15 protein-coding genes and 1 other RNA gene are annotated in these 16,649 nt (G+C 65.5%); 14 read left to right on the top strand and 2 right to left on the bottom strand.

The genetic code is table 11. The annotated features are described in order from the left end of the window. Positions 1 to 41: 41 nt before the first annotated feature. Genes BMY53_RS06290 through BMY53_RS06275 form a run of 4 tightly spaced genes read left to right on the top strand, consistent with a single transcriptional unit; the run spans position 42 to position 3,306 of the window. The gene (locus tag BMY53_RS06290; protein ID WP_255370054.1) at positions 42 to 611 is read left to right on the top strand and encodes a type 4 pilus major pilin; all 570 of its coding nucleotides are present in this window, start codon (positions 42 to 44) and stop codon (positions 609 to 611) included. Positions 612 to 642: 31 nt separating this feature from the next. Then, entirely contained in the window at positions 643 to 1,098 is a 456-nt protein-coding gene (gene pilM, locus BMY53_RS06285; RefSeq protein WP_092944739.1) for a type IV pilus biogenesis protein PilM, read from the top strand. A 2-nt stretch (positions 1,099 to 1,100) separates the two neighbouring features. Beyond that, positions 1,101 to 2,786: a shufflon system plasmid conjugative transfer pilus tip adhesin PilV gene (gene pilV / locus BMY53_RS06280; RefSeq protein WP_092944737.1), complete on the top strand. Its 1,686-nt coding sequence runs from the start codon at positions 1,101 to 1,103 to the stop codon at positions 2,784 to 2,786. A 19-nt stretch (positions 2,787 to 2,805) separates the two neighbouring features. Beyond that, positions 2,806 to 3,306 (top strand): lytic transglycosylase domain-containing protein, encoded by a 501-nt coding sequence (locus BMY53_RS06275; RefSeq protein WP_092944735.1) that lies wholly within the window; start codon positions 2,806 to 2,808, stop codon positions 3,304 to 3,306. Between the two features lie 53 nt (positions 3,307 to 3,359). On the opposite strand, the gene BMY53_RS06270 is transcribed toward BMY53_RS06275, so the two are convergent. Then, positions 3,360 to 4,541 carry a type IV pilus twitching motility protein PilT gene (locus tag BMY53_RS06270; protein ID WP_092944733.1) on the bottom strand — a complete coding sequence of 394 codons (1,182 nt, stop codon included), beginning with the start codon at positions 4,539 to 4,541 and terminating at the stop codon, positions 3,360 to 3,362. Positions 4,542 to 4,697: 156 nt separating this feature from the next. Between BMY53_RS06270 and BMY53_RS06265 the strand changes: the two genes are divergently transcribed. Then, complete coding sequence (locus BMY53_RS06265; protein WP_092944732.1) at positions 4,698 to 5,762, top strand: sigma 54-interacting transcriptional regulator; 1,065 nt, start codon at positions 4,698 to 4,700, stop codon at positions 5,760 to 5,762. A 92-nt stretch (positions 5,763 to 5,854) separates the two neighbouring features. On the opposite strand, the gene ssrA is transcribed toward BMY53_RS06265, so the two are convergent. Beyond that, positions 5,855 to 6,128: a transfer-messenger RNA gene (gene ssrA, locus BMY53_RS06260) on the bottom strand. 151 nt (positions 6,129 to 6,279) lie between these two features. Between ssrA and BMY53_RS06255 the strand changes: the two genes are divergently transcribed. The 9 genes from BMY53_RS06255 to sctV all read left to right on the top strand — a co-directional run bounded on the left by BMY53_RS06255 (position 6,280) and on the right by sctV (position 16,602). Next, positions 6,280 to 7,641 (top strand): pentatricopeptide repeat-containing protein, encoded by a 1,362-nt coding sequence (locus BMY53_RS06255; protein WP_092944730.1) that lies wholly within the window; start codon positions 6,280 to 6,282, stop codon positions 7,639 to 7,641. A 203-nt stretch (positions 7,642 to 7,844) separates the two neighbouring features. Next, positions 7,845 to 9,464 carry an ExeA family protein gene (locus BMY53_RS06250; protein WP_092944728.1) on the top strand — a complete coding sequence of 540 codons (1,620 nt, stop codon included), beginning with the start codon at positions 7,845 to 7,847 and terminating at the stop codon, positions 9,462 to 9,464. 2 nt (positions 9,465 to 9,466) lie between these two features. Continuing rightward, a complete protein-coding gene (locus BMY53_RS06245) occupies positions 9,467 to 10,417 on the top strand; it encodes a general secretion pathway protein GspB (protein WP_177200757.1) in 951 nt (316 codons plus the stop codon). A 120-nt stretch (positions 10,418 to 10,537) separates the two neighbouring features. Further along, on the top strand, positions 10,538 to 10,747 hold the full coding sequence (locus BMY53_RS06240) for a hypothetical protein (RefSeq protein ID WP_143073950.1): 210 nt from the start codon (positions 10,538 to 10,540) through the stop codon (positions 10,745 to 10,747). Between the two features lie 189 nt (positions 10,748 to 10,936). Further along, complete coding sequence (locus BMY53_RS06235; protein WP_143073949.1) at positions 10,937 to 11,878, top strand: hypothetical protein; 942 nt, start codon at positions 10,937 to 10,939, stop codon at positions 11,876 to 11,878. A 10-nt stretch (positions 11,879 to 11,888) separates the two neighbouring features. Continuing rightward, a complete protein-coding gene (sctS, locus tag BMY53_RS06230; RefSeq protein WP_092944720.1) occupies positions 11,889 to 12,146 on the top strand; it encodes a type III secretion system export apparatus subunit SctS in 258 nt (85 codons plus the stop codon). A 362-nt stretch (positions 12,147 to 12,508) separates the two neighbouring features. After that, entirely contained in the window at positions 12,509 to 13,603 is a 1,095-nt protein-coding gene (locus BMY53_RS06225) for a hypothetical protein (protein WP_143073948.1), read from the top strand. Between the two features lie 312 nt (positions 13,604 to 13,915). Next, positions 13,916 to 14,473 carry an RNA polymerase sigma factor gene (locus tag BMY53_RS06220; RefSeq protein WP_092945151.1) on the top strand — a complete coding sequence of 186 codons (558 nt, stop codon included), beginning with the start codon at positions 13,916 to 13,918 and terminating at the stop codon, positions 14,471 to 14,473. Then, a complete protein-coding gene (gene sctV / locus BMY53_RS06215) occupies positions 14,470 to 16,602 on the top strand; it encodes a type III secretion system export apparatus subunit SctV (RefSeq protein ID WP_092944716.1) in 2,133 nt (710 codons plus the stop codon). Before BMY53_RS06220 ends, sctV begins: the two co-directional genes overlap by 4 nt. Positions 16,603 to 16,649: the final 47 nt, after the last annotated feature.

Genomic DNA, 16,649 nt, shown 5'->3' with positions numbered 1-16,649 from the left:
CTCCGAACCCGCCTCTGCCAGTGATGAAGGAGCTCCCGATGTTGTCCATCGTTTCGCCATCGACGTGCCGCCTGAAGGTCCGTCCCGCTTCACCGCCACCGCTCTCGCGTCGTGCAGAGCAGAGAGGCGCTTCGCTGCTGGAGGCCATTGCCTTCCTTGGCGTCGCGGCCACCATAGTCGTCGGCGCCGTGGCTCTGCTGACCAACGCGTTCAGCGGTGCACGGTCCAATCGTTCCCAGGAAGAGATCGCCGCCATCAGCACCGGTGTGAAGCGCCTGTTCATGAGTCAGGCCGGGGCCTATGGCACGGGCAGCCTCAATGAGGTGTTGATCCGTGCAAAGGTCTTTCCTTCCACGCTCGCGGTCAACGGCACCGCGGTCACCAACGCCTGGAATGGACCGGTGAACGTGACCGGTGCATCCACCACCTTCGACATCAGCTATGGCAACGTGCCGCAGCAGACGTGCGTGGAGCTGGTCGCCACGTCGGGAGAGTGGATGGGCGTTTCGGTGAACGGATCGGCGGGGCTGACCCCACCGGTCAGCCCGGCGCAGGCGGCGGAGCAGTGCACCGATGCGACGGCCAACACCGTGACCTGGACGGCGCGATGAAGTCCGTGCACACCGAGCAGGAGACGGTCTGATGTGGGCGCAGGCGATGCTGGTGAGCGCTGCCGCCGCGATCGGCTGGATGGCCCTGGATGCCCGGCACGACGCGCGGGAGGTCGAGGGCCTGCGATCACGTTCGACTGCGGAGTCGATGGCCACCGTCCGGAGTGCCGCAGTAGCCTTTAGCCGGGCGCATCCATCGTTCGAGGGCGCGTTGGCCCAGGGCGATCTTGGATTGCCGGATTGGGCGCATCCATCGCCCGGCATCCATGCGCGCATTGACGGGCGGTTGGTGATCGTCTATCTGGACGGGGTGGCGCCCCCCGACCTGCTGATGCAGATGCGTCGCCTGGCCGGTGGGTCCATGCTGGTCGGGCAGGCGCATGCGGCCACCGGCACGCTGATGTCGCCGGACCTTGGCGACACCGGCATCGCCGTATCAGCGGACATTCCGGACGGGGCCGCCGTGTGGCTGGCCGCGAGGGAGTGAGCATGCGCGCAGTCTTTGCCGCCGAAGGGTCGCCGGGCGGGCGCCGTTGCCAGAGACAGGCGCGGCGCCAACGGGGCGTCACCTTGCTGGAGCTCCTGGGCGCCCTGGCGATCCTGGCGGTCCTGGCGGCCGGCGCTGTGGCCCTGGTGCAATCGGGCATCAATGACACGCGAGGCCAGCATGCGGCCCAGCATCAGGCGTCCGCGGTGGATGCGGCTGAACGCTACGTGCGGGCCCACTACGCGGACCTGGTGTCACAGACCGCCGACGGGCCGGCCGCCGTGCCGCTGAGCGCGTTGGTTGATCTAAATCTGCTGCCCGAAGGCTTCCGGCTCGAGAACGCGTTCGGCCAGATTCCCTGCGTGCGCATCCTGCAAGCGCAGCCCGGCAAGCTCCAGGCCTTGATCGTGGCGGAGGGCGGAGAGTCCATTCCGCAACGCGACATTGCCTACATTGCCGCACACGCAGGCCGCGGCGGAGGCCAGATCACCGAGGATGAGCCCACCATCGCCCAGGGTGCTTTCGGAGCCTGGCGCGTCAACCTCAATCCGTTCACGGTGAGCTGCGGCGCTGGCGGCGGGACACTGACGCCGGCCAATCGCCTGGCCTCGGCGCTGTTCTTCGACGGGCCGGACACCAGCGCCGTCGACTACCTCTATCGCAACGAGGTGCCGGGACACCCCGAACTCAATGCGATGTCGCAGCCGATTGCCTTCCGGGGCCGTGGCGTCGCCGTGGAGAACGACGCCGCCGACCCGCTGTGCAACGCTGCGGACACCGCATCCACGGGGCGCGTGGCGGTCGATGCTCGCGGCGTGGTGCTGAGTTGCCAGGCGGGCGTCTGGCGGCGCCAGGGATCCGCGTCCTGGAAAGACCCGGTGCCGGATGCCGCCTCGCTGCCCGCGACCGGCAATGGCGTGGGCGACGTGCGCTTGACGGTCGACACCTCGCGTGCATTCGCCTGGACCGGCAGTGCGTGGCAGGCGCTGGCCGTCGACCAGGACGGCAATTTCGACGTCCCCGGGGTCTCCAGCGGCAACTACCTGCGCGTGGCCAGCGTGGAGGTGGTGGGCCAGGCCTGTGCCCGGGATGGCTTGATTTCGCGCACGGCGGAAGGGCTGCTCCTGACCTGCCGAGAGGGGCGTTGGCGCTCCCAGGCCACGCAAGAACTCGCCTACACCGAGACCGGCAGCAGCGTCGTGATGCGCTCCGGCTACCTCGCCTATCCGGCAGGGACTTCTTTCTACGATGGGCCGTTCCAGTACGACGCGCCCAACGACACCGTCACCGCTGCCGTGGAACGGCAACTGACGCCGACCAAGGACGGCCTCATCATCACGAACGTCAACGCCGCCATGAGCAACGGCAACGTGAGCGGTGCAGCCGGCACCGCGCAGATGACATTGCTGGTCCAGGTGGTGGACCGGGACACGGGCCGTGTGCTGGCGGCCAACCGGGCGATGTCGCCTCGGCTGGTGAACGACATCTCGACACTGGCGGTGACGGTCTCCAAGGCCGTGCCGCGCAACCGTGACGGCTACCTGCTTCGCATGCAGGTCTTCTGGACCACCTACCGGTCCAGCTACGCCGGCAACTTCTACAACCGGGCCAATTACCGCAATGCCGCTGGCGACGTGGTGGAGCTCACACCGCTGCAGATGGACTGGTCCATCGACTTGACCTATTGACCACATCGGGACCCTGGAGATGACTCGCAACGCAAGCGCTCGGCCACCGCGCCGCCTCAACACTTCCTGTGCGGCCCTGTCCGCGAAGCTATTGTCCGGGCTGGCGCTGACGCTGAGTCTGGCCGGGCCGGCACTGGCGTGCTGGGAGCAGGCGGCGCAGAAGTACAACGTGAGCCCTCAGCTGCTCTACGCGATTGCGAAGACCGAATCCGGACTGCAGCCCAAAGCCATCAACCGCGCCAACGGCGATGGCAGCTACGACATCGGCCTGATGCAGATCAACAGCAGCTGGTTGCCGAAACTGGCTCGATTCGGGATTCAGGAGAAGGACCTGTACGAGCCTTGTGTCAGCATCGAGGTGGGGGCGTGGATCCTGGCAGACAACATCCGTACCCGCGGCATGACCTGGGCGGCGATCGCCGCCTACAACACACCCAATCCGGTGCGCGGTCTGGAATATGCCCGGCGCGTGTACGCCAACCTTCCGCCGGAGCTGCGCGGGCAATGGACCGAACGATAAGGCGCCTGGCCGGCGTGCGCTGTCACGCGCCGGCCTCGGAGGCGATTGTGACTTCAGCGGATGTGGCTCAGCATCTCGTGCAGTTCGCTCCGCAGGTAGGCGGCCCGCAGCGCATCCTTGGACGACACCTTGCGGGCGGCGACCAGTTGCGCGAGGCTGTCGTTGAGCGACCGGGACATGTTGTCCTCCTTGCGCCGCATGAAGTCACCCAGCAGGTGGAAGCGCGAGGCGTCCTCGATGAAGGGCGTGGCCTGCTGGTGATTGTTGAAGATCATCTCGCTGGCAAGCACGTAGTTCTCGCCGCTTTCTCCGGGTACCAGGCTCTGGCAGACCACCCCCAGCAGCGACGCGCCCAGGGCGGCGGCGCGTCGGTCTCGCTGCTCCGGCGGGAAGAACGACAGCAGCTTGGAAATCGCGCCCATGGCGCTGCTGGTGTGCATGGTCGCCAGCACCAGGTGGCCGGATTCGCCCGCATGCAGCACGGTATCGGCGGCCTCATGGTCTCGCACCTCGCCGACCATGATCACATCGGGTTTCTGGCGCAGCGCTTCCCGCAGCCCCGTGCCGAAGCTCGGCGTGTCGGTTGGGACCTCGCGCTGCGAGATCAGGGCGCGGGCACGGCTGAACTGGTATTCGATGGGTTCCTCGATCGTCACCACGTGCGCGCTTCGTGTGGCGTTGATGTGGTCAATCATCGAGGCAGCCGTGGTGGTCTTGCCGGAGCCCGTCGGTCCGGTGAGCAGGATCAAGCCTTTGCTGGATTCCAGCAGCGCCGAGCGCACGTAGGTCGGCAGTCCCGTCTGGTCCAGCGGAAGCGGCCGCAGTGGCAGGCAACGGAGTGACAGCACGATGCGCTGCCCGCCCTTGATGCAGTACACGTTGCAGCGCATGCGACTGGTGGGCAGCGCCAGCAGCCGATCGATCGCGCCCACGCGCAGACGGCTCCGCCAGTCCTCATCGATGGCGCCGAGCAGCGGATACAACTGTTCCTCTCGAATGGGCCCCCACTCCAGCGGCCGCCAGCCGCGGGGGGACTTGATCATCGGCAACTCGTCCTGCTCGATGTGGATGTCCGTCACCGCGTGGTTGCCGTTGCTGACCGCCGCCAGCAGCTGCAGCAGGTCGGGCGCTGAAGCCTCCCGCCGGGCCGGGACGGCGGAGGCGGCATTGATCGCGGCGGCGTCGCCTTCCGCAAGGCCTTGGTCGATCGGGACGAATTCGGAGCTGGCGTCCATGACGGCCTTTCGCAACGGTAGTGAATATCGGCAAGGGCTTGCGCGGGACTTTTGGGGGAGACCGCCATGTCGCCGTGGGCCATTGGCGGTAAGTGGACCCAAGCGGGCCATGGTTCCTCGCGAGTCCCCGACTTCGGTGGCAAAGGGAGGGCATTCATGGATCGCCTGATCGCGGCTGCGCAAGCAGGCGCTAGTGTCGTCGAAGTCCTGCATGAACCGGCTGCCTGGCAGGCCGCGCGGCGTCTGGCGCCGCTGGCTGTGGACATGCTGCTACAGGGAGAGACCGGGGCTGGCAAGGACGCACTCGCCCGCGAAATCCACGAATGGTCCGGCCGCCATGGGAAGTTCATCGCCATTAACTGCGCCGCCATTCCGGAGCATCTGGCGGAGAGCGAGCTGTTCGGCCATGAGGCCGGTGCGTTCACCGGCGCGGCGCGGTCCCGGGAAGGGAAATTCGAGCTGGCGGACAAGGGCACGCTTTATCTGGACGAGATTGACAGCATGCCGCTGGCCGCGCAGGTCAAGCTGCTGCGTGCCTTGCAGGAGCGCGGGTCGGAGCGGCTGGGCGGCAGCCGTTTCATTCGTGCGGATTTTCGTGTGCTGGCGTCGACCAAGGTGCCACTTCCGGCGCTGGTCAAGGCGGGGAGATTCCGGCAGGACCTCTACTTCCGGCTGAACGTCGTGCGTCTGTGCCTGCCCGCATTGCGCGATTCGCCCGAACGCGTGGTGCCCTTGTTTGCCGCTTTCGCGGCCGAGGCGGCGGAACGCCACCAGCTACCCAACCCCCCACTCGGCGCCGAAGGGCGCAGGCTGCTGCTGACGCATACCTGGCCAGGCAACGTGCGGGAGCTACGCAATGCGGCGGAGCGTCATGTGCTGGGCCTGCCGCCGCTGGACGATGGCGGCCTGGCTGCGGCAGCGCCCAGCCGGAGCGCGCCCTCCGACCTCGACGGCGGTGGGGCCGGTCCCTCGGGTTTTGCCGACTTGGGCGGCGCGCCGTTCACGGGCGGGGAGGGCGATGGGGATGGCGACCGTGGCGACGCAGCCGAAGCACCGGGATCGCTGCGCGACCGCATGCGCGACTTCGAAAAGGACCTCATCGTCCAGACCTTGCGCCTGCACGGGGGCTCCGTCGCCAAGGCCAGTGCCGAGCTGCGGGTGCCGGCCAATACCCTCTACTACCGCATCAAGACCTTGGGCATCCAGTTCACGGCGGGGTGAGGGGTGTCGGCTGTCGCCAACAGGCCTCAGCCTGGAAGAAGGTCCCGACCTTTCTGTTGCCGAGCCTGCACGCATGCAGGGGCCGGGGACCCTGGCGGGTCACTCCGAAGCGGGCGATCAGGCCTGCTTCAGGTAAAGGCTTTCGTTAGCATTTACGTGGTTGCTCTGCTTACGGCAGTCGCCTCTCGGATCGTCGCCCGTCACCGCCATGCGCCGTCGAAACCAGTCAGCCCCACGAGACTGCATGCCGGGTGACACGCACTCTGGTGGAGCTGGGGGGAATCGAACCCCCGTCCGGCGCCTTTGAGTTTCCAGCTTCAGGACGCTCGGGCGATGGTCACCGTTGCGTCCATACGATCATTTCAACCAACTGCAAACGACTCAAGTAAGACATTGGCTGTACAGGTAGGTGGTGGCGGTCTTTGGAAAGTTCCCGCCCCTGACTATCCGGGAACCAGCTCATCAATGCATTCACCCAAGGGCCATTGACCGCGGACCGTTGATTGAGAAAGTAGAAATGATCAACACACCCTTTGTAAGCGGGCTACGGCCCGGCCATGTAATCACCGCCGGCGTCGCAGCGAGGGGGATCATTGAGGCCCGTCGTCCTGGAATCGGACCGTCGCCCCACGTGCTCCCAGCGGTGCGGCGATTTGGGGCGCCCGCTGTTGATCGGTCACGTATTGGCGGCGGGCATGAAGCTTCGGATACGGGGTATGCGCTTAACAGCGGCATTGTGGATGAATTCAGGGCCGGCCGAATCAACGCAGATATGTTGCTGAGGATGACCGCGACGGTCATCAGCAAGGAGTGCATTGATCAACCGAAACTAGCCGTGGCCTGTCTGAATGAATTGAGTCGCGCCGTCTTCGGTGGGGCAAGGGTGGCCCCCAATTGCTACGTCTACACTGCGGTCATCTCGACTTACGCGAAGGCGCGTGACCCGGAAGGCGCTTTGGAGTGGTTCGAGCACCTGCTGATACACGGCCCGGTGCTGTGCCCCCCTGCCGTGCCCAATGTGGTCACCTACAACGCCGTGATGTTGGCGTACCAAAAGGCGGGCAATGCGAAGGGCACTGCGAAGTTGTTTGTGCATCTGATGACCCACGGGCCGACGATGATCCCGCCAGTCCAACCCAACATCTTGACTTGCAGATATTTGATCTTTGCGCACACGCAGGCGCACGATGCGAGTGGCGCCTTTAACTGCCTCAAACATCTGTTGGCTTACGGCCCGACCCTCACCCGCCCGATCGTTCCCGATATCCTGATCTGGAACGCCGTTCTCCTTGCGCAAGCGAAGGTAGGCGACAATATTGGCGCCTCTGAATGCTTCAAGCTCCTGTGCTCCCAAGACGCGAGCTTCGAACCCCGGGCCGTGCCTAACGACGCCACATACCTCGCCGTAATGTTGGCTCACGCCGAGGCAGGAGATCCTGTCGGTGCCAATTATTGCTTCGAGCACCTATTGCAAAATGGCCCACACTTCGACCCCCCGGTCGTACCCAATATAAAGATCTACAACGCCCTGCTCGCGGCACATGCAAGGAGCGAAAAGCCGGAGGGCGTGTTTTTTTGGTGGAACCACTTGAAGGGGCGCGGCCAGGAGTTAGAACCGAAGGTTGTTCCGAACAAGCACACCTATCGGACAATGATCAAGGCTTGCAAAAAACTCGGAGACTGGGCTTTCGCCAGGGCGTTTCTTGAGCATGCGATCAAGAGCGGCTTTGACCCCGAGGCCGCGATCGACGGTGCACAGCTCGGCCAACTTGTCCCGCCTGTTCCGCAAAAAGAGATCGAGGAGCCGCGACCCAAGTCTGCCGACGGTGTGCAAAAGGCTGCCTCGATTCGTACAGACTTCCGTCGCCGTTCGATCTGAATGTGATGTCACTTCAATCGGAGTTTGGCAGACAGCGCTTCTGGAAGGGTGCCGGAATTTCAAGTCTTTTGTGGTCACAAGCGTGCCTCGCTGCAGAGCCTGAACTCGAGGGGAGCGGCGAGTGACCATTGGGAACGTTCGTCTTTGTCGATCCACTTAATCTCGGAGTGCCGCGATGCCGCGGCGATTGCGGATGGACCGATATGTACAAGGAACACTTCCGACTCCGGTCGATGCCCTTCTCGATCGCGCCCGACCCGAGCGTCTTCTACATGAGCAACCAGCATCGCGATGCCTGGCTGCATGTGAACCATGCGGTGACGGGAGACGCGTCCGTGGTGCTGCTGACGGGCGAAGTCGGCGCGGGCAAGACCACGGTGTGCCGGCGTCTTCTGGTCGAGCTGCCTGGGCACGTGCAGGGTGTGATGCTCTTCAATCCCGGAGGGACCGCCGACGACCTCCTGTCGGGCATCTGCCTTCAACTGGGCATGGAGACGCGGGTGATGCTGGACGGCGATGACCGGGAGGCTCGCATCCTCGCCCATGCCGCCGCGCGATGCCGCGAGGACCGGGCCACCGTGCTGATCGTTGACGAGGCGCAGGGGTTGGGCAACGATGCGCTCGGCATGCTACTGCGCCTGTCACGCCGCGGTCATGAGGGGCAGGACGGCCTGCGCCTGGTGCTGGTGGGGCAGCCCGAACTCAACGAGGTGCTGGCACGCCCGGAGAATGTATCGTTCAATCGCGCCATCAGCATGCGCTACCACCTTGGCCCGCTGGGACCGGAGGATGTTGCGGCCTATGTGGCCCACCGGCTGGAGCGGTCGGGCGGACAGGAGTCGCTCATCCCTCGTCGGTTGATCGGCCGGCTGCATCGAATGAGCGGCGGCATTCCACGCGTCATCAACCTGATCTGCGATCGGGCCTTGCTGGCCACTTTCGCGCAGGGACGGCGCGCGGTGACAGGGCGCGTGCTCAGGGAGGCCTGCAGCGAGGCCAGAGGCCGCCTACCGGTCCCGGTGCGCTGGGATCGCCGCATGGCCTGGGTGGCGGGGGCCTGCACGCTGTTCGCGGCGGGTGCGGCGCTAGGGGTCGCCGCACGCCCGGCGGCAGTGGCCGCGACGCCCGTCGCATCCGCCACCGCCGCGTCGGCGCCCGGCGTGCTGGAGCCCAGCACTGCAGGTCTCGACGCGAGAGATCCCTCCGACTGGCCCGACGGCATGGCAGGCCGCGGCAGCACGGTCCTGGCCTACCAGGCCTTGCTGCGACGCTGGGACGTGCCCGCACCGCCCACCGGCGTGGAACCGTGTACCCAAGCGGCGCGCTCGGGCCTGATGTGCGTGCAGGGCCGCGATGAGATCGAGGCGCTGCGGCGACTCGACATGCCGGCGGTCCTGCAGTTGGTCGACGCCAAGGGCCGTCAGACGCACGTGGCCCTGGTGCAGCTGCGCAAGCACCTGGCCGTGCTGCAGGTAGGCGGAGCCTTGCGTACTGTCACCATCCCCGTGCTCGAGTCGCAATGGACCCGGCACTACACGCTGATCTGGCGCCCACCGCTCGGGCTTCAAGGCGCCGTCAACGCAGGTGCTGACGGCGTCGCCGTGAGCTGGTTGCGCGACCGTCTGGGCCAGTCTCAAGGCGTGGACCCCAGCCGGCTTCCGGCCCGCTTGGAGGGGCGCCTCAAGCAGACGCTGCGCGAGTTCCAGGCGCTCGAGGGGCTGCCCACCACAGGCGTCGGTGACCTGCGCACGCTTATGCATCTGGCCAGCCGCACCGAGGCCTTGGCGCCTCGGCTTGAGCTGCGGCAATGTCCTGGAGTCTGAGCATGTCCATCATCCTGCAGGCCTTGAGAACGCGGGCGGCGCGAAGCACCCCCTGGTCTACCACGCTGCATGCCGGTCTTGGCCCGACTCTGCCTGAATGGCTCGGCACCCGGCGTGGCCTGACGGGCTGTGCCGTCACGGCGGCCATCGTCGCAGCACTGGCTGGCTCGATGTGGGGGGCGCGAGGCTCACCCGTTGCCAACGCGGCGTCGAGCTCGGCGTCGAATGCGGTGCCGTTGCCCCTGTCATTGCCGGAAGAAGCCGACATCCCGATGCTCCAGTCGCTTCCAAGGTCGCCCTTGACGCGAACTGTCGCCGTGTCGGGCGTGCCGCCCCTGGCTGCCGCGACCGTAGCCTCGGGCGCGGGGGCCACCGGCTCGACGAATGGCGCAATGGTGGCGACGGCGGCCGGATCGACACCCGCCGCCATGGCGGTTCCCAGGGGGCGCCTGCCGCTGGTCTCGTCGCCCCCGAGGGGCGTCTTCATCGCGCCACCAGGTTCGCTGTCGACGCCGCTCCCGCTACCGGGTCCCGTGCTGCCCCCAGGCGCCGTGCCGGGGCAAGTGCCCCCAGCACCCGGCGGGGGAACGGCCCTCGCACTGGCCAGGCCCGCCACCGTCCCGGTGACCGTGCCGGGGCATGCGCCGACGCCGTCCGTCGCCACGGCGATGCTTGCAGCGCCGGCTGCTCGGGCCGCTCCCACCTTTCTGACAATCGATGAACTGCCGCCTTCGCTGCGCGGCGCGATCGAAGGGGTGCGGGTTCAGCTCCATCTGTATGGGCCGGTGGCCCGCCAACGGCTGCTGGTGGTGGCCGGCAAACGCCTGCGCGAGGGGGACGATCTTGTAGATGGCGTGCGGCTCGAAGAGATCACACCGCAGGGGATGGTGCTGAGCCAGGGAGCGCAGCGTTTCCTGATCCGGAGTTCGTCCCTGCGCGGCGGCTCGGCTTGATTGGAATTTGCGTGAACTTCCTCCGCGTGGCTGACACCTACTTGAAAGAGGCGATGACCGCTGGACGGTCAACGCGATGTGTACAGGCGCCTCGTCTTCGAGGCCCTTCGGGAGCCCCCAATGAATGACCTTCAACAGCAGCTCGAGAGCAACTTTGCCGCCGCCTACGACAGGTACGAGGACCATGCGCGGCGGCCCGTCGGGAGCCTGAATGATCTGGCGGCCATGTTGCCATTGACCGCGGACATGCTACTGTCGCAATGGGGCGCTTCACTCGACATCAAAACCCGGCACGACCTGATGAAGTCGAGCATCGACGCCATTCGCTGACCTCCAGGCGACGCAGTCATGCCCCTTTTGTCTACTTCCGTCAAATCATTCGACCGTCCGCTGCCGGTCCAGCCGGCCCCCGTGCCGATCTCATCACCGCCGGCTCTGCCACAGGTCACCGCGCCGGTGAAGGCCTCCGCCAGCGGGGACGGCGGGCCGATGTCCATGCCGCGGGATGGCATGGGCGGGATGAGCGAGCGCCTGGCCGCGCTCGGGTTGCACTTGCCATCGGCACCCGGAGCCCACTCGCTCATCAAAGATGCGCGGCAGATGCGGGAGCTCTATCGCTTCTCACGAATGCGCAAGCTGCATGCGGCCATTCCGGAGGCCGAGTGGCGCGATTACGCGGAACCGCGCGCGCCGGAAGTCCTGAACGTCGCGCGCGAAGGGCGGGACCTGAAGCATTTCGTGGTTCTCCAGCAGAGTCAGCCGTTCAAGCAATATCTGTCCCTGCTGGAAGCCGAGCATCTGCTGGAAGCGACCGGCGGGTCGGAACCTGAAGTGCACGAGCGCATCGCGGCGGCGCAAGCGGCCATCTGGGACTCTCATGCCGCCGATATCGCGTTGGATTTCCACACCTCGGCGCCATTGCTATCCATCACACGTTCACTGCACGGCTGGGACGAAGCGCGCGCCATCTATCGCGACTGGGTGCCGCAGAGCAACGGCATGCAGTCGCTCTATCGCAACCTTCACCAGGCCTTCGGGCCCGCCCGACTGCGCGCCGGATTGGTGGCCATGCGCAATGCCCTGCGCGCAGACCTGGCATCGCCTCTCGTGCTGCGCGACAGAACCCGTTGGCAGACCCAGACCATCGATCTGGAGCGAACCGCCGTGCTTGAACGGCTGGTGGCCAGTGCAGACCAATTCATGGACAAAGGCGTCCCGGACGTTGGACAGGAGCGTTGGGGGCAGTTCATGTCCGAAGTCATTGAGTGCACAGCAGGGCAGGTAAGCGAGCGTCGTTTGCAGACCCTGCATGCGGCGGCGTTTCCCGATCGATCCTACTCACCGAATGACCGTGGAGCCGTCGTGAATTTTCTTCTGAAAGCCCTGCCCATGGACATGTGGGAACAGCCGGAGGTCCGGGACGCCTTGCGGCGCAACCCCGTGACCCTGCAGGTCAAGTGAAGGAGCGACGATGGACACCGTCTCGCTGTTTCATGAAGCGCTGGTGATGGTGGTGCTGTTGTCCGCCCCGGCACTGGTGGTCACGACGGTGGTAGGCATTGCAGTGTCACTGGTGCAAGGCCTGTTCCAGATTCAGGACCAGGCGCTGTCGTTCACCTTGAAGATCGTGGCGCTGGTGGTGGTCCTTCTCCTGACCGGTCCCTGGATGTTCGCGGAGTTGCTGTCGCTGGCCAATCACATGTTCGACCTGCTCGGCCGGCGGCGATAAGCGGCCCACGGCCCCCAGGCGTCGATACGGTTGAGCCGTTTCCCTTTTCAACCCGCGACCCAGCACCAACGGCGGAGGCATGGCCGATGGTGTTCCGATCCGCATGCCTTACAGGAGCCCTCATGAGCGTTGCATTTCCATCCAACACGTATTCGGACTTCCCGAGCTTGCCGGACCGCGCCCCGTCCTCCAGTCCCGCCCCATCCGGGCCGCCAAACCCCGCGGCCAACGGTGGCGGCTCGTCCGAGCTGCCCGGAGCCGGAGGGGGTTTTTCGAGCGAGATGCCGACATACCCATCGGCCTCGGACCGCGACGTGGAGGACGCAGACGGAAAGAGTCCCGCACCTTCCAACGCTACGGTGGTGAGCAGCCGCACCGAAGCGAATCTGGTCAAGCCCGCCGCGGAGGATCCCCAGCACAAGGACCTGGAGATGCCGCTTGGCGAGAAGACGGTCAAGCTGCGCTGGAATGCCGACCTCGGATACGTCGTGATTGGCGAGAAAAATGCCGAAGGACAAATGGTCGACTACGACAGCGCGACGTTCCGTGAGGTCAACGCCGGCCAGCTCGAAAGGAGCGGTGGAGGGCGAATTCCGAGCCAGACATCACAGAATCCCGAGTTCTTCCAGCCACCGACGGGAGACGCCTCGCTGATCTATCGCCGCGATCCCGATTCAGGCAAGGAGGTCATCGTCGGCTACCGGACCGACGGGGAACGCTACTACTTCCAAAGCCAGGCCACGATGGATGCGGTCAACGCCAAGGCTGATGAGGGCAAGCTCGCGCCGCCAACGCGTCCGCCCGCGCCGTCCGGCGATGAGATTCCGCCCAAGAGCGAATTCATCGACGGCCATATGAACATGCAGTCGCCGGCCACCAACGGGGATAACAAGACCTACATCTGGCGCTGGGACGCGGACGCTGGCCGCTACTGCGCCGTAGCAGATTCCACCGACGGCGGGAAATCGTTCAATTGGTTCAATCAGGACCAGTATCAGTCTCGCAATCGCGGTCCGGAGGCCGTGGTGATGCAGGCCACACCCATCCGCGCCCCGTCCTTCGACCCGTCGCAGGGGCTCACGCCCGACGACGGCCCCACTGCGGTCCGATTTGATGAGGACCTCGACAGCGACCAGCACGGTGGGTCTTATCCGCGCTGGGGATCGCCCATGTATGTGACTGACCGGGACACCGGCCACCAAGTGATGGTGGGGGTGCGCGTCAAGGGAGAGAAAGGCGCGGAAGACCAGGTCTACTATTTCGATGATCAGCAGATGGCCCGCTACAACGACTCGGCGGCGACCAGCGGCGGCCGGACCTACTACAAGGCCAAGGACCTGGACGGGATCCCCGACGAATTCAAGAAGGCCAAGAAGGACGTCGAGCCGAATAACGACGATCCCCCGCAACGGTCGGACAACGGTCAGGGTGCGGAGGAGGCGAGAACAGCCATCTGACGCCTGCGGCCGCCGCGAGGGACGCGGCGACCTTTGATGTTTGAACGCCTTCGCTTCCCTGGGCCGGTTGCCTCGCGCAATCGGCCCGATCTCATTTGGGCGCCATGGCCTTCGGAAATTCCTGTCTGGGTCGAAACGGCAGCGTTCAAAGATTGGTGTGAATCACGGGAAATTGAATCGAAGGACGGGAAGGGATGACGCCGGGACGGTCGGGAACAACGATGAAATCGATGTTTCCGACCATTCATTCCGGTGGCACAGGGATTGCGAAGTGACGTGGGCCTCATGTCGAGGTCCGCTCACGGAGCCCCCATGTCCATAGAGACCGTCGCCCTCCATTGCCATCACCCCCTGCTTACCTCGACCGACCTGGAAGGGCTGGTCCAGCAGCATGGCCGTCGCCTGCGCCACTTCATCCGGCGGCGAGTTTCGAACGCCGATGACGTCGAGGATCTGATCCAGGACACCTACCTGGAAGCCCTGCGCTGTCTGGATCGGTTCCAGGGCGCATCGCGACCAGAGACATGGCTGTTCGGTATCGCCGTGAATCTGGTGCGGGGACATTACAAGCGAAACGCGCAGCGCCCTTTTCTCGAGGATGAGGTGGCCGAAGAGAGTCGAGACCTCGAGACGGCGCAGGATCCGCTGGAAACCATTGAGCGCCAGCAGGCGCTTGCTCACCTGGAGCGTGCCGCCGAGCGCCTGCCTAGCGACACCCGCCGCGTTCTCGACCTGGTGCTCGATCAGCATCTCACCTACGAGCAGGCAGCGTCCCAGCTCAGCATTCCGGTGGGCACGGTGAGATCCCGCCTCTCCCGGGCCCGGGCCGCGCTACGCAGCGCCGACCGTCGCCGTGGAGGCCTGCTGTGAACACGCGGGCCCTTGCGTCGCCACGCGCCGGTGCGCTCCTGATGGGGCTGCTGCGCAAGGTGCCTTCGCGCGTTGAAGCCGTGCTGGCGCTGGCGGTCGTCGGGGTGATCTTCCTCCTGGTTTTGCCGGTGCCCGCGCCGGTCATGGACGCGCTGATCGCCATCAACCTCTTCATCTCCGCGTTGCTGATCTCGCTGTCGCTCTATGTCAGCAGCCTGACTGCCTTCTCCACATTCCCGGTGGTGCTCCTGCTGTCGACCTTGTTCCGCCTGGGCATCAGCGTGGCGACGACCCGTCTGATCCTGCTGGACGGGCACGCAGGCTCCATCGTCGACACCTTCGGCAACTTCGTTGTGCGCGGCGACATCGTCGTGGGGCTGGTCATCTTCACCATCGTGACCGTCGTGCAATTCCTCGTCGTGACCAAGGGCGCGGAGCGCGTGGCCGAGGTGTCGGCACGTTTCTGCCTGGACGCAATGCCCGCCAAGCAGCTGGCCATCGAGAACGAGCTGCGCTCCAACCTGATCGACCAGGCGGAAGCCAAGCGGCAGCGCAATTACCTCAGCACCGAGAGCCAGTTGCTGGGCGCGATGGATGGGGCCATGAAGTTCGTGAAGGGCGATGCGATCGCAGGGATGGTGATCGTGATGATCAACCTGATCGGCGGGTTGAGCACCGGCATCCTTGTGCATGGGATGTCCGCCAAGCAGGCCATCGCGCATTACTCCGTGCAGACGGTCGGTGACGGTCTCGTGGCCCAGATCCCGGCGCTGCTGACCTGCCTGACCGCGGCCATCCTCGTGACACGCGTGGATGCCGTCAACAAGACCGCCGACAAGAATGCGGCGCCGCGCGGCTTTGGGGATGATCTGCTGTCGCAGATGGGGGCTTACCCCCGGGCCCTCTGGGGCTTGGCCACGGTGATGGTGCTTTTCGCGCTCATCCCCGGCATGCCGTCGGTCGTCTTCGCGGTGCTTGCCGTGGCTGCGGGTGCGCTGGCACTGGCGGCGCAGCGTCGTTCTGCCGCACGGGACACGACGCAGGTGACCGCTTCGGCGAGCGGCAGCACCCAAGCCGCCGATGCCACGATCGTGCATGAGTTCACCCAGATGGAGCCGCTGTTGGTGGTGTTTCCCGACGGGACGCAGGACCAGCCGCCGGTCAAGGGCTTGTGCGCGGAGGTGGCCGAGGCCCGCAACGAACTGGTTCGTGGACTCGGCATGTCGCTGCCTGCGTTCAACTTCCAGTTCGACCCTTCATTGCCCGGTGATGTGCTGGAGCTGCGTGTCTATGAGGTCCCCGTGATGCGCATGCCTTTCAAGCCGGAGCGTGTCGCGGTGACGGGCCGTCATGCATCCCAGGCGGCAGTGTTGTCATCCACGGTGGAAGAGGGCGCAGGACCGGCGGGGACGTCGATCGTGTGGTTCGAGCCTGCAGAGCTGGCTGACCACGAGGAACTGCGTCAGGTCTCTCTCAACTGGGTGTCGTGCCTGCGCGATCGGATCAAGCGAAAGCTGATGCGCTATGGACCGCGCTTCACCGGCGTCCAGACGGCACAGAAGTACATGGGCTGGATGGAGGGATGGATGCCGGAGCTCGCCAAGGAGGTCCAGAAATCCTTGACCACCGCCAAGGTCGCAGAGGTGACCCAGCGCCTGCTGCGCGAAGGCGTGTCGATCCGCAATATGCGGTTGATCATGGAGACCTTGTCCGACGTCGGCCAGAGAGAACGCGATGCAGCGGTCCTGACCGAGTTCGTGCGGCATGCGCTGCGCGAGCAGATCTGCCACGAACTGGCCACGCGTGGACGGCTGGAGGTGTTCGTGCTGGATCCCGACCTGGAAGACCTGCTGACGCAGAGTGTGCGCCAGGGCGCGGCGGGCAGCTTCCTGTCATTGAGTCCGCAGGAGTCCAGCGTGGTGGTTGACGCGATCCGCGAGACCTTGTCCTCCCAGCAAGACCGGCGCATGGCCTCGGTGATTGCTTGCGCGCAGGACCTGCGGCGATTTCTGCGCACACTGCTGGAGCCCGACCTGCCAGACGTTGTCGTGCTCTCGGTCGGGGAACTCAGCCCCGAGGTGACCGTGTCCGTGCGGGGCACGATCGAACGCCCGCTGGAGCTGGCATGAGAGCGCGACGGTGTGCGCTGAGCGCGCTGCTCGTGTCCGATCCGCGC

Source organism: Roseateles sp. YR242 (assembly GCF_900109745.1).
Lineage (GTDB): Bacteria > Pseudomonadota > Gammaproteobacteria > Burkholderiales > Burkholderiaceae_C > Roseateles.
Note: the sequence above shows the minus strand (reverse complement) of the source record. Positions and strands in the feature narration are given on the sequence as shown.